Origin of the sequence: Flavonifractor sp. An82, assembly GCF_002159265.1 — a bacterium.
Lineage (GTDB): Bacteria > Bacillota > Clostridia > Oscillospirales > Oscillospiraceae > Flavonifractor.
Genome location: NZ_NFHG01000058.1, coordinates 1 through 546, shown reverse-complemented (window position 1 = coordinate 546; position 546 = coordinate 1). Strand labels below are relative to the sequence as shown.

1 protein-coding gene is annotated in these 546 nt (G+C 56.4%); it reads right to left on the bottom strand.

Annotation, left to right across the window (positions count from 1 at the left end):
• Nucleotides 1-341 (bottom strand): AAA family ATPase (locus B5G34_RS18165; RefSeq protein WP_242957124.1); only part of this gene is annotated, 341 nt, incomplete at its 3' end.
• Between the last annotated feature and the right edge of the window lie 205 nt (nt 342-546).

Sequence of the window (546 nt, the reverse complement as noted above, 5' to 3'; positions counted from 1 at the left end):
CCAAACATCCGGTACAACCGCTCCTGTAAGCGGCGGTGATCGTCCTCCAGGGCCAGATAGAGGACTGTCCCCTGGCGCACCTCATACCCCCACAGGGAAAGGCCCATACTCACATGATAGGCAAGCTGGGCCATGAGAAAGGACTTGCCCACCTTGGGAGCGCCCACAAAGAGATATGTCCCCGCATAGAGCAGACCGTCTATCACAGGAGGTCTGCCAGGGTACACCTGCTCGTAGAGGTCATTCATAGACACGGTAGGCAGATAGGCCGGGTCGTTGACCCGGCTTATCTGCCGCATGATTTCTTCCAAATCTCTTTCCGGGGGCTTGTGTTCTGCCATGCCCTCTGTTATACTTTGGTTAGGTTTTTGTGAGAGCGACTGTCCCCCGTCTGCTGCAACAGACGGATATGGGACGGTCGTTTTCGTTTTCAATCCATCCATCTATCAATCCTCCCTCATGCCGCCCATGATGGCGGCGATCAGCCGGATGGTGTCCAGCAGCTCGCCATCCACGCCATTCCCGGCCTCGATACGCTCCAGTTCT